Here is a 12,286-nt window from a genome sequence, read left to right as displayed (position 1 = left end):
TCCGCATAGCGGCCATCTTCATGCTGCAGCAGGAGCAGGTAACCCGGACCGTTGCTTTCAACCTGAATCGCGCTCCAGCCGGGCAGGCTGTCAGGGCCGATCTGGTCCCCTCTCCATGTCACTTCCGTGCTGCCGTCGATCAGGTAAACCCCACGCGTCGACGAGGCCAGCGTTGTCGCGCCGTCATTTTCAACGGTCGTCGTGAAATGACCAATCGTGCCATCATTGTTCAGATCAGCACCATAGAACACCTCGACATCAATGACGTTGGTGATCGGCTGGCCGCTCACACGCACGCCTTGATCGTCAAGCGTCCATTCCGCATAGCGGCCATCTTCATGCTGCAGCAGGAGCAGGTAACCCGGACCGTTGCTTTCAACCTGAATCGCGCTCCAGCCGGGCAGGCTGTCAGGGCCGATCTGGTCCCCTCTCCACGTCACTTCCGTGCTGCCGTCGATCAGGTAAACCCCACGCGTCGACGACGCCAGCGTTGTCGCGCCGTCATCTTCAACGGTCGTCGTGACATGACCAATTGTGCCATCATTGTTCAGATCAACGCCGTAGAACACCTCGACATCGACAACATTCGCAATCGGGCGACCGCTCAAACGCGCGCCCTGATCGTCAAGCGTCCACTCCGCGTAACGGCCATCGTCATTGCGCCAAAGAATAAGGTATCCTTGGCCATCGTCTTCAACTTGAATGGCCGTCCAGCCAACGAGGGAATTCTCCCCCATAACCTGACCATTGAAAGTAACTGCGACATTCGAACCCGGACCACCGATCAGGTAGATACCTTGCGCGGCGTGTTGAAGCGCGGTTCCAGTCGTTTCGACGTCCGAGATCTGAGTTGCGTTCGTCAACTGAGTAAGGTTGTAGCCCAGATTTCCATTCGAAAACTCGAAACGCTCCACGTCGCTGGACACTGTAAAGGTTCTGCCGGTGATAACGTCCAGAAACTCGTAGGTACTGCCATTGTTGATGAACAGATACTTGCTGATGGCGCTTACGAATCTGACCGTATCAGTGCCAGTTCCACCCGAGAACGAACCTGTATTGTTTCTGACAATGGCGACGTCGTTACCGGATCCACCGTTTACAGTGTCTGCGCCGGATCCATTGGCGAGGTAGATTGTATCGCTGCCGCCACCGCCGTTGATCGTGTTGTTGTTCGATCCGTTGGAGGCTGAAAAAAAGGTGTCGTTGCCGCCGTTACCATTCAGAGTGTTTACGGCGGCATTGCCAAAAATGGTGTCCTTCCCAGACCCACCCGATGCGTTTTCGATAACAACACCGGCCGCAATCGTGAACCCGCCTTTTACGCCCCCAACATGAGACACGCCGCCGCCGCCCGTAGACGAATAATCAAGGGTGGCGGGTCGCAAATCGATAACTGTGATCCCACTGCCAGAATAACGGATTGTATCGGATCCGCCTGTGTCCCAAATGGCCTGATACCCGACGCCGCTGGCGTTGCTGGTGGCCAGATCGTATGTATTGCTTCCCGAGTTGTACGAATTGTTCGCGCCGTACATGTTTTGCAGCGCAGCAATATCCAGCGCACCCAATCCCGTAGCGCCACCCCATTTGGCGTCCACCGGCAGAATTCCGTTCTTGGAGGTCCAACCGTCATTGTAACTCATGACGGTGTAGACACCCTGGTTCAAACCCGAAGCTCCGAAGGAATCGAACGGTCCCGTGACGCCGCGCATGACTGTTGTACCCAACCCTGTATCGTGCGGGTGAGCCAAGCCAAGTGCGTGGCCCAGCTCGTGCAGCAGAGTCGTGAAAAAGTAGCCTCCGGCATCACCGTTCCCACCCGGGCCTGCATCCCAGTAATCCGTGCTGAAGGCACCTTCGGAGGGGTTATTTGAGGGCGTATAGTGATACCCGAGCGTATACGGGGAATCGAAAAAGTACGGGTTGGAATTCGGCGCAAGAACCTCGTAGATATCAGGATCCTGCCAAATCAATACTTCTTTGAACTCGACGTTGGCTACGGCTTCAAAGACAGCCAGGGCCTTTTCGAAATCGTCTTTGTAAGCATTCGTCCAAGGGCTGGAGCCTGCATATTGATGAAAACTGTAAGTAATCGTTGTCGTCGTATTCGGATCACCGTCGCCGTAGGCGACAGCACCTTGGATCGAGCTCAATGGAGATGAAGAGGAAGGTCTTGGAATAAACTTTACCATTGCACGGCCTTAAAAAATTCTTTGGACAAGAAGATTCATGTCCAAGTTGTCATTATTGTGGCGAGGCTCTCGCCTTAAGCGAGAAACTGATCTTTTGGTTAAAGGATGTCTAGTACGTGTCACCCTGACACTACTGACTGTGGCCTCTTCTCAACAACAGAGAGCGGGCGGTCGACAAAACCCGCGCACCTAATCTGCATGCGGAGATTACCTAAACCATAACAAATACTTATATCTTACATACGCCATTAATTCAGTTTTGAAGAGGCGGCCTGACCCACCTGAACTTCAATTCACACCCATTCTCTCTGCGGCATCTTCCTACGTCAAAGGCGCATGATCAAGGCACTTTGACCCCATCGCCCTGCGCCATCTGGACACTCGATTTGATTTCCCATATTTTTGTAATGTTATTACATATGTCGCACGCCCATGTTCATGACTCACGCCTCAAAGACCACGCCAAACCCGACCAATGATCTGCGCGTCCCGGTGACATTGCTCACCGGGTTCTTAGGGGCGGGTAAGACGACACTGCTTAACCGAATTCTTGCGGAGTCCAGTTCGGGACCCATTGCGGTGATCGTGAACGAGTTCGGCGAGGCGGGGCTGGATCACGATCTGATTGAATCGGTGGACGGCGACGTGATGCTGATGTCATCCGGCTGCCTGTGCTGCTCGATCCGCGGGGATCTGTCGGACACGTTCGTCAAGCTGCTTGCCCGGCGTGACGAAGGCATGCTGCACTTTGACCGGATCGTGATTGAAACCACGGGCCTGGCCGACCCCGGACCGATCCTGCAAACGCTTTTGGTCGATCCATATCTGGCGCGGAATACACGGATGGATGGCATCGTCACCGTTGCGGACGCCGTCAACGGCCCCGGGACGCTGGATGCGCAATTCGAGGCCGTCTCGCAAGTTGCGCTGGCCGATCTGATCGTGCTCAGCAAGACGGATCTTGTCTCTGACACTGAATCAAAGGCCGTGACCAAGCGGCTCCGCGACCTGAACCCGACCGCCAGCATCATGCGCGTTTCGGATCGCGATTTCAGCGCGAACGGGATGTGGAACCTGACAAGCATGCGCGACACCGCAGGCCAACAGGACGCATTGGCCTGGACGACACCCAAAGAAGATGCGGATCCTCTTGGCAACCTGTCCGGGCTGCTGCCGGGCTCGGCGGCCAGCCCCGTATCGACGACCGAGTTTCGCCGTCATGACACCGACATAACGTCCATTTCGATTGTTCTGGACGAGGCCTTGGATGACGACCTTTTTGACAAGTGGTTCGACACTCTGATCGCCCACAAAGGCAAGGACATCCTGCGTGTTAAGGGCATCCTGTTTCTGGACGGGATCGAGACGCCATTTGCGTTCCACGGGGTCCAACACATCTTTGATCCGCCTGTCCCGATAAAAAACTGGACCGGGGAAGACCGCCGCACTCGCATCGTGTTGATCGGACGCAACCTGAACCGGCCCGAGATTCAGCGCAGTCTCGATTTGCTGCGCAAACCACATCCTACAGACACCCAGAACCCCACGGAGTTTTAACGCAATGACCGATACCCGACTTCCCGTCACCGTCCTGTCCGGTTTTCTCGGCGCGGGCAAAACCACATTGCTCAACCGTGTCCTGAACAACCGCGAAGGCCGTCGTGTCGCGGTGATCGTCAATGACATGTCCGAAGTGAACATCGACGCGGACCTTGTGCGCGCGGACACGGAACTCAGCCGCACCGATGAAACATTGGTCGAGATGTCAAACGGCTGCATCTGCTGCACCCTGCGCGATGATCTGCTGCAAGAGGTGCGCCGACTGGCCGAAGACGGCCGCTTTGACTACCTGCTCATCGAATCCACCGGTATTTCTGAACCGCTTCCGGTCGCAGCGACCTTTGATTTTAGGGATGAGCTGGGCGAAAGCCTGTCCGATGTCTCGCGGCTGGATACGATGGTGACGGTGGTGGATGCGGTGAACCTGCTGCAGGACTTCTCCAGCCACGATTTCCTGCGCGACCGGGGTGAGACCATGGGCGAGGAAGACGACCGCACGCTGGTCAACCTGCTGGTGGAACAGATCGAATTTGCCGATGTGGTCATTCTGAACAAGGTGGTCGATGCCGGGCCGGACCGAACCGATGCTGCGCGCAAGATCATCCGCAGCCTGAACGCCGACGCGCGCATCTTCGAGACCAATCACTCCGACGTGGCCGCCGAGGCCATTCTGGATACAGGTCTGTTCGATTTCGAGAGGGCGCATGAGCATCCGATGTGGGCCAAGGAACTTTATGGGTTTGCGGACCACGTGCCTGAGACCGAGGAATACGGCGTTACCAGTTTCGTGTACCGCGCGCGTCAGCCCTTTGAGCCCGAAAAGATCCTGAAAGTGCTGAATGGGGACCTGCCGGGTGTGATCCGCGCAAAAGGGCATTTCTGGCTGGCCACGCGTCCGAACTGGGTGGCCGAGTTTTCCATGGCGGGCGCGCTGTCTTCCGTCAAACCTTTGGGCACGTGGTGGGCTTCGGTCCCGAAAGAGCGGTGGCCGGATCATGAAAGCGCGCGCGAATATATGCAGGCCCATTGGTCCGAACCCTGGGGTGATCGGCGGCAAGAGATTGTGTTCATCGGCTCGGGTATTGACTGGCCGGTATTGAAAGTGCGGTTGGACGACTGTCTGGTCCCCGAACATCTGGCCTCGGGTCCCGAGGCCCTGCCACTGGACTTGCCTGACCCCTTCCCGGGCTGGCGACGCGAAGGGGAAGCGGCGTGACTTTGGCACATACCGAGATCAGGAATGCCGCAATCGGCGTTGGTGTTGCGGACAGGCCCGAAGACCTGTCCGTGATCCGAAAACCCGGCTGTGCGGCAGCGATCTGGCGCAGGCAACCGCCGCTGGGCTTTCAGGACTGGATCGAAAGTCTGCATCCCGACCAATTGCCTGCCGCACGCATGGTGCTGCGCCCCGGTGCAGTAAAAGAGGCCGTTCAGCATCTGTGTGACATCGCAGGTACTGAGGAAGGTCCCGAACGCACATGGCTGGTCGAAGACATCGCCGACCTCTCGGCCCGGTTTGCCGGGATCATGCGCGCGCCCTATCTGCGCGTGCGCCTTGGCGTCGTCACCACAAACGCCTGCCGCAAGTTCCACATTGACGCGATCCTCGCGCGACTCATTTGCACCTATCGGGGAACCGGCACGCAATATGGCATCTCGTCCAATGGGGCAGAGCCGCAAAAACTGTTCACCTTGGCAACGGGGTGCCCCATGGTGATGCGCGGCTCGCGCTGGCCCGAGACACCGGCTTCGGGATTGTTGCACCGGTCCCCACCCATCGAAGGGTCTGGGGAAACCCGATTGGTTCTGGTGCTGGATCCGATTTTCGATACCGAAGACGCATAAGAATGGCGGGCAATCTTGGCCAGACGAAACTGAAAAAACGGCGGCGGCGGGAAGATCCCATGCGCGAGTTCGACCGGCTGCCCCCGCCTTTGCGTATGTGGCTGGCAAACGCGGCGCTGCCCTGGCGGCCCCGGTCCGTTCGCCGCGCCTATGACCGCGCCTTGTCCCGCACCGGCGATCCACAGGTTGCCTTGCAGGAACTGGATCGCCTGCAGGACCAGCAATTGTCGAAAGACGGGTTGCAGGGCGCAGCCTGCTAGCCACGCGCCCACAGGCTTCCCGACAGGCAATAAAACTGTGAGTTTCGCGCCACACACCCACCGGCTTGGCGGTTCTCGTTCTTGCGGACAAATTCGGCGCTTGCGCCGTGAATGACTGCTCGTCAAAGATGCTTGCAAAAGGCGTCACTTATAGAACGAGGTTGCAATGCAAACGTTTAACATTGGCCGGGTGCCTCCGCTGACTTTTGGGGCCGGACGTTTGTCGAAGGTTCCGGATATCGTGGCGAATTTGGGCGGCGGCCCGGTGCTGATCATCGCGGACACCATTCTGGCCGACCTTGGTGTTACGGACCGGCTGACGCAGGATCTGGCTGCACATAATTTGCCTTTTGTTCTTGCCGCAAATGTCGCGGGTGAGCCCAAGGAAACTCTGGTCGATGACCTGTCGGCCAAGGCGCGGGAAACCGGGGCCACAAGCGTCATTGGTCTGGGCGGTGGGGCAGCCATGGACACGGCCAAACTTGTTGCGGCCATAGCCAACAGCCAAAAACCGGCGCGCGACTTTGCGCTGGCAGCGCAACCGTTGCCGCAGGACGGTCTGCCCGCAATCGCGATCCCGACAACGGCCGGAACCGGGTCCGAGGTCACGCGCACATCGATCGTGTCCACGCCCGAGGGGTTGAAGAACTGGTATTTCGGCGAAGAGCTGATGTTCGCACAGGCCGTGCTGGACCCCGAACTGACGCTGAGCCTGCCGCCGCACATCACGGCGTGGACCGGCATCGACGCGGTCGCGCACGCGCTTGAAGGGGCAACGGCACGTTCAACCAGCCCTGCCGGTCTGCTCTATGGTCTGGAAGCGTTGCGCATTCTGTCGGACGCCCTGCCCCGCGTGGTGGCAGACGGGTCTGATCTTGAGGCGCGCGGACGCGTTCTTTGGGGCAGCACCGTCGCCGGTTTGGCCCTGCACAATTGCAACACGCATATGGGGCACAATATCAGCCATGCACTCGGATCTTTGGCACGGGTCCACCACGGACATGCAACCGGTCTTGCGCTGGAGGTCAGCCTGCCCTGGCTTGTCGCCCGATCGGACGGGGCCGAGAACTACGCCCTGGCAGCCCAAGCCCTTGGAGGACCGGCTACGGCAGAGGCACTGCCCGACGTTTACATAGGCCTGATGCGCGCCTGTGGCATCGCCGCAGAACTGCCTTCCGTCTGCGCGGGTCTGACGGATGCTGACCTTGCTGCAGCCATGAAGATCCCCGCAAATCACTCCATGTCGCAGAACTCTGCCTGCCCCGTCTCGGATCACGACCTTGACGAAATGGCGGCCTTGATGATGCGCTTGCCGGTGGCCTCGGCGGCGGCTTAGGACACGAGGTTACCTGACCGGTCATGTCGTTTGATACCGCGCGGGTAGAACGCGGAGCTATGGTAATTTGGCCATTGGTCCTTGGACTGTGCCGTTGCACCGATTGTTATTTGAAAGCGCCATGCGCTAACGTGGCGGCATGCCCGTAGCCCGCCCGTTCTTTGCACTCAGCCGCGTTCTGACCATTGCCCTGCTTGGTTTAGTCTTCGTGGCCGCGCAGGGTCATGCCTCGACCCGCGTGGCGCTTCTGATCGGCAATTCGAATTATGCCTCGCCGGACATGACGCTGCGCAACCCGGTGAATGACGTCGCCGCGCTGGGGTCGGCCCTGACCGAGCTGGGTTTCAGTGTGATCCGGGCGACCGACCAAAACGTCGCCGGGATGGAACAGGCACTGGATCAATTCGGCACCGCCGCCAAAGGGGCCGAGATGGCCGTGTTCTTTTACGCAGGCCACGGCGTTCAGATTGGCGGCGAGAACCATTTGATTGGCACCGATTTTGCAGGCAGTGATGTGGCCGCACTCAGACGCAGTTCCCTGACGCTGGACAGGGTGCGCGACGTGATGTCCAAAGCGGGGCCGGATGTTGGCATTCTGCTGCTGGATGCCTGCCGCAATAACCCGTTTTCTGACAGTGGTATGGTCGCACAAGGGCTGGTTCGAATGCGCGGCGGCGCGGGCCTGCTGATTGCCTATGCCACCGATCCCGGCAACGTGGCCTATGACGGGCTGGGCGACAACAGCGTCTTTACCACCGGCCTTCTGGACCATATCGCAACGCCCGATCTGGACGTGCGGCTGATGTTGGGACGGGTGCGGCAGCAGGTCGTGCTTGAAACCGAGGGGCGTCAGATCCCCTGGGTCGAAGAATCCGTGCTGGACGAACACAGCTTTGCCCCCGGCCTGCCCCTGGACGCACCGCAGGATACAACGGCGGCGGATCTGGCGCAGTGGCGCAGTATCTCGTCTAGTTCGGATGCCCGCGTGTTTGAAGACTATTTGCAGGACTACCCCGACGGTCTGTTCGCAGCCTTCGCACGGGACCGGATTGCCGCCCTGACAACCGGATCATCCGGGTCATTGGCCGTTCTGGGCGCGTCGCTGTCCGAAGCCAACCCGGAAAAACTGGCAACCGCGCTGGTGGCGCTTGGACACCTTAGCCACGGGCAAACGCGCGATCTGGGTCCGGCGCTGGACAGCTATCGCCGACGCCTGCCCGCGCAAGAGACCGCCTCGGCCGAGCGACTGTATGAGGATGCCGCACAAGTGTCGGTGTTTCTGGCCGCGACCACATTGCAACGTCTTCGCACCGACCTTGTTGCCCTGCGCAGTGTTGAACGCACGCTGGCCATTGCCGAAGATGCGCTGGGACAGATCGAAGAGATTGCCCGCTCGAACCCCGACGCGCTGCCGGTGCTGCAGCAGGCGCGCAATGACGTGTATGACATCTACCGATCCCGAGGCATCATCCTGCGACGGCTGGACCAAAGCCGCAGCTACTATGACGAAGTCCTCAGACGGTCTGTCGTCTTTTTTCCACCCGACGTTGATACCTCGATCATCAGCGCAGCATCGGGATCAAACTCGCTGGGCCTTGCAAGCGCCCAGCTGACAGATGACGCCGCCCTGTTCCTGCGCCATGTTGCGCAGGCCGAGGACAGCAAAAAAGGGAGTTACCAATGGCTGGCCGATCTCATACCCCCCGAATAAGCGCAGCTGTGCTTGCCGTCTCGATGGCCCTTTCGGCCTGTAGCGACACCAGTCAAACCGCTGCTCCGCCTGCGGGCACTGGCGGCGCGACACAGGCCGAGGCTGATCTGGCGAAACAGGCGGCGGCGATGCAAAAGACCATCCTGCAAGGGGCCATTGCAGGGGGCGTGACCGGCGGGGCCATCGGCTTTGGCATCGGTGGCAGCGACGATATCGGCACCGGATTTTCCATCGGGTTGGGTGCTGGCGCCCTTGCGGGCACCTATGTGGCCTTTGTTCAGCGCAACTATGCCGGGCGCGAGTCGCGGCTGCGGCAGATCAAAAAGGACCTCGACCGCAACGCGTCCGAAATGCAGACGACGATCAATGTCATGAATCAGGTTCTGGCGGCGCAAAAGGCCGAGTTGGATGCGTTGAACGCGCAGGTCGCCTCGGGAACCGTGGATCAGGCCGACTTGCAGCGCGAACTGGCCGAGGCGAACGGCAACCTGACACAGATGGAACTGGCCATCGACGGGGCCACCAAACGACAGGCCGAGTTCAACGAGGCGCGTAACCTGACCATATCCCGCGGACAGACTGCTTCGCCCATCGATGGCGATCTGGCGGCTTTGTCCAATCAGATAACCCAGATGCGCGGCATCGCGGGCGATCTGGCCTCGTCACTATGAGGGGTGTGATTATGCTCCGCCTCGCCTTACCTTGTGTGCTTCTGGCCGCTTGCCAGACAACCACCGACCCTGCCGAAGGTGGGTTCTTCTCGGGCGTCTCGGGGATCGCGACGGGGGCTTATGACGACCGGATCACCGCCGCCGAGGGCGAAGTTGCCGAGGCCCAAGCCCGGAATGACGCATTGTCCGCGCAAATCCGGGCATCGGAATCCGAATTGGCGCAGTTGAAGCTGAGGATCCTGCAACAGCGAGACGCGCTTGGCGGTGCTGATCCAGCCACGGCAGCGCGCATTGATCGGGTTCTGAACACCACTCCGGGCGGTGCGACGCCCGACGCCAAACTCGCCGCCCTACAACGCAGCATCGCCGAAGCCCGCGCCCTGAGCAGTGATTTGGCGAAACTGTCGGGGTAACGGGATGGTGCTGGCTGGTGTGGCGACCGCAATTCTGGTCGCCAGTACCTGACCCAAGCAGTCATTTAGGCGGCTGCGATCTGCCCGGCCTTTTCCACCAGCACCTCCGCCTGACGGATCGAGGCATAGTCGATCAGCCTTCCATCCAGTGACACCGCGCCTTTGCCCTGTGCCTCGGCCTCGGCCATAGCGACAAGAATGCGTTGCGCCTTGGTCACCTCGGCGTCCGAGGGCGACATGACCTCGTTTGCCAGGGCAATCTGGCTGGGATGAATGGCCCATTTGCCTTCACAACCCAGAACCGCCGCGCGTTTGGCTGCTGCGCGATATCCGTCGGGATCCTGAAAATCCCCGAAAGGTCCGTCGATGGGGCGCAGTCCGTTGGCCCGCGCAGCGACAACCATACGCGCCAAAGCATAATGCCACATATCGCCCCAATGCGTCGTCCGGCCCCCATCGGCATCAGCATCAGTCAGGACCGAGTAATCCGGGTTCACGCCGCCAATGATCGTCGTGCGCGCGCGGGTCGATGCCGCATAGTCCGCAACCCCAAAATGCAGGCTTTCATTGCGTTTCGAGGCTGCCGCGATCTCGCTGACATTCTGCATCCCCAGAGCGGTTTCGATAATGTGCTCGAACCCGATCCGCTTTTTATAACCCTTGGCGTCCTCGATCTGGGTCACCAGCATATCGACGGCATAAACGTCCGCCGCGGTTCCGACCTTGGGGATCATGATCAGGTCCAGCCGTTCTCCGGCCTGTTCCACCACATCGACCACATCGCGGTACATGTAATGGGTGTCCAGCCCGTTGATCCGTACCGACATGGTCTTGTTGCCCCAATCGATATCGTTCAGTGCCTCGATAATGTTCTTGCGCGCCTGTTCCTTTTCGTCAGGTGCTACGGCATCTTCGAGATCAAGAAAGATGACGTCCACGTCCGACTGTGCGGCCTTTTCGAACATGCCGGGCTGGCTGCCCGGCACGGCCAGTTCGCTGCGGTTCAGCCGGGCGGGGGCTTGGTTGATGTTATGAAAGCTCATGAGTTTGGGTCCTTCGTCTTACAGGTTCGGATAGATGGGGAACTTGGCGCAGAGGTCTGCGACCTCGGCTTTGACCTTGGCCTCAACGGCGCTGTTGCCGTCTTCGCCATTGGCGGCCAGACCGTCGACCACTTCGATGATCCAATCCGCGATCTGGCGGAATTCGACCTCGCCGAAGCCGCGCGTGGTGCCCGCAGGGCTGCCCAGACGGATGCCCGACGTGATGGTCGGCTTTTCGGGGTCAAACGGCACGCCGTTCTTGTTGCAGGTGATATGCGCCCGGCCCAGAGCCTTTTCGGTGGCGTTGCCCTTGACGCCCTTGGGGCGCAGGTCGACCAGAACCACATGGGTGTCGGTGCCGTGGGTCACCGTGTCCAGACCACCCTTGATCAGCTGGTCCGACAGCGCCTGCGCATTGGTCACGACCTGCTGGATGTAGGATTTGAACTCAGGGCGCAGCGCCTCGCCAAAGGCCACGGCCTTGGCCGCGATCACATGCATCAGCGGGCCGCCCTGAATGCCGGGGAAGATCGCCGAGTTCACTTTCTTAGCGATATCTTCATCATTGGTCAGGATCATACCCCCACGCGGACCACGCAGGGTTTTGTGAGTCGTTGTGGTCGCCACATGCGCATGCGGGAAAGGAGAGGGGTGTTCGCCCGCCGCCACCAGACCGGCGAAATGCGCCATGTCCACGTGCAGATACGCGCCGACCATGTCGGCGATCTGACGCATGCGGGCAAAGTCGATCTGACGCGGGATGGCCGAGCCTCCGGCGATGATCAGCTTGGGCTGGTGTTCCTTCGCCAGCGCCTCGACCTGACCATAGTCCAGCATGTTGTCTTCTTTGCGGACGCCATATTGCACCGCGTTGAACCACTTGCCCGACTGGTTCGGGCGCGCGCCATGGGTCAGGTGTCCGCCTGCGTCCAGGCTCATGCCCAGAATGGTGTCGCCGGGCTGGATCAACGCCTGAAATACACCCTGGTTGGCCTGAGAGCCAGAGTTCGGCTGCACATTGGCAAAGCCGCAGCCAAACAGTTCCTTGGCGCGGTCGATGGCCAGATTCTCGGCAATATCGACGAACTGGCAGCCGCCATAGTAGCGCCGACCGGGATAGCCTTCGGCGTATTTGTTGGTCATGACCGAGCCCTGCGCCTCCATCACGGCGGCAGAGACGATGTTCTCGGACGCGATCAGCTCGATCTCATCGCGCTGGCGGCCCAGCTCGGATGTGATCGAGCCGAAAAGTTCC

11 protein-coding genes are annotated in these 12,286 nt (G+C 59.8%); 8 read left to right on the top strand and 3 right to left on the bottom strand.

Annotated elements, in window-relative coordinates:
• Positions 1-2,192: M10 family metallopeptidase C-terminal domain-containing protein (locus ACR0MO_RS21435; RefSeq protein ID WP_480893261.1), on the bottom strand; the 2,192-nt coding region annotated here is incomplete at its 3' end.
• A gap of 438 nt (positions 2,193-2,630) precedes the next feature.
• Between ACR0MO_RS21435 and ACR0MO_RS21430 the strand changes: the two genes are divergently transcribed.
• The 8 genes from ACR0MO_RS21430 to ACR0MO_RS21395 all read left to right on the top strand — a co-directional run bounded on the left by ACR0MO_RS21430 (position 2,631) and on the right by ACR0MO_RS21395 (position 9,988).
• Positions 2,631-3,749, top strand: a complete 1,119-nt coding sequence (locus tag ACR0MO_RS21430) for a CobW family GTP-binding protein (protein WP_480893259.1) — start codon at positions 2,631-2,633, stop codon at positions 3,747-3,749.
• A 4-nt stretch (positions 3,750-3,753) separates the two neighbouring features.
• Entirely contained in the window at positions 3,754-4,968 is a 1,215-nt protein-coding gene (locus ACR0MO_RS21425) for a GTP-binding protein (RefSeq protein ID WP_480782042.1), read from the top strand.
• Positions 4,965-5,597 (top strand): DUF1826 domain-containing protein, encoded by a 633-nt coding sequence (locus tag ACR0MO_RS21420; protein WP_480782041.1) that lies wholly within the window; start codon positions 4,965-4,967, stop codon positions 5,595-5,597. Before ACR0MO_RS21425 ends, ACR0MO_RS21420 begins: the two co-directional genes overlap by 4 nt.
• A 2-nt stretch (positions 5,598-5,599) precedes the next feature.
• Positions 5,600-5,857: a DUF6525 family protein gene (locus tag ACR0MO_RS21415; protein ID WP_170456802.1), complete on the top strand. Its 258-nt coding sequence runs from the start codon at positions 5,600-5,602 to the stop codon at positions 5,855-5,857.
• Between the two features lie 166 nt (positions 5,858-6,023).
• A complete protein-coding gene (locus tag ACR0MO_RS21410) occupies positions 6,024-7,193 on the top strand; it encodes an iron-containing alcohol dehydrogenase (RefSeq protein ID WP_480782040.1) in 1,170 nt (389 codons plus the stop codon).
• A gap of 139 nt (positions 7,194-7,332) precedes the next feature.
• A complete protein-coding gene (locus ACR0MO_RS21405; RefSeq protein WP_480893257.1) occupies positions 7,333-8,904 on the top strand; it encodes a caspase family protein in 1,572 nt (523 codons plus the stop codon).
• On the top strand, positions 8,874-9,575 hold the full coding sequence (locus tag ACR0MO_RS21400; RefSeq protein WP_480586792.1) for a hypothetical protein: 702 nt from the start codon (positions 8,874-8,876) through the stop codon (positions 9,573-9,575). The genes ACR0MO_RS21405 and ACR0MO_RS21400 overlap by 31 nt, the downstream gene beginning before the upstream one ends.
• A gap of 11 nt (positions 9,576-9,586) precedes the next feature.
• Positions 9,587-9,988 carry a hypothetical protein gene (locus tag ACR0MO_RS21395; protein WP_170456794.1) on the top strand — a complete coding sequence of 134 codons (402 nt, stop codon included), beginning with the start codon at positions 9,587-9,589 and terminating at the stop codon, positions 9,986-9,988.
• Between the two features lie 65 nt (positions 9,989-10,053).
• Here the strand turns inward: ACR0MO_RS21395 and ACR0MO_RS21390 are convergent, their stop codons facing one another.
• Both ACR0MO_RS21390 and glyA read right to left on the bottom strand, forming a co-directional pair.
• Positions 10,054-11,031 (bottom strand): HpcH/HpaI aldolase/citrate lyase family protein, encoded by a 978-nt coding sequence (locus ACR0MO_RS21390; protein WP_480893255.1) that lies wholly within the window; start codon positions 11,029-11,031, stop codon positions 10,054-10,056.
• 18 nt (positions 11,032-11,049) lie between these two features.
• The coding region (glyA, locus tag ACR0MO_RS21385; RefSeq protein ID WP_480893253.1) for a serine hydroxymethyltransferase at positions 11,050-12,286 on the bottom strand (1,237 nt) is incomplete at its 5' end.

The organism is Ruegeria sp. K5, assembly GCF_056531805.1.
The sequence above is the reverse complement of the archived record's forward strand: the minus strand, read 5'-3'. Positions and strand labels throughout refer to the sequence as shown.